Origin of the sequence: Pseudomonas sp. HY2-MNA-CIBAN-0224, assembly GCF_040310285.1 — a bacterium.
Classification (GTDB): Bacteria; Pseudomonadota; Gammaproteobacteria; order Pseudomonadales; family Pseudomonadaceae; genus Aquipseudomonas; species Aquipseudomonas helleri.
In genome coordinates this window covers 1-352 of record NZ_JBEOPQ010000262.1, presented here as the reverse complement: position 1 = coordinate 352, position 352 = coordinate 1, and the positions used below count along the sequence as shown (strand labels likewise).

Annotated in this window: 1 pseudogene; it reads right to left on the bottom strand. The window is 43.2% G+C overall.

Annotated elements, in window-relative coordinates:
• A pseudogene (locus AAEZ03_RS26320) lies at positions 1 to 352 on the bottom strand (sodium-dependent transporter); the annotation flags it as partial.

The following is a 352-nucleotide window of genomic DNA, read 5'->3' as shown; positions in this document are numbered from 1 at the left end:
AGCTTATCTAAAGCATCAAAGATACCATTACCCATAATGGTAAATTCAGACCATAGATTAAACGATAACAATGCCGCAACACCCAGTAGCCAAATCACCGTACTAGCAACGACTGTGGCCATCATACGATTCATCGATGTCCGCTCTTCCAAGAACTCAACCGTCGGTTCAAGTAAAGAGACAGATGAAGTAATAGCAGCGAAGGTAATCAATAAGAAGAATAAGGTTCCAAGAATTGTGCCTGCGCCCATACTACCAAAAGCAATCGGTAAACTGACAAAAATAAGGCCAGGACCTGAAGCCGGATCGAGACCATGACTAAAGATAATTGGGAAGATAGCCAGACCTGCAG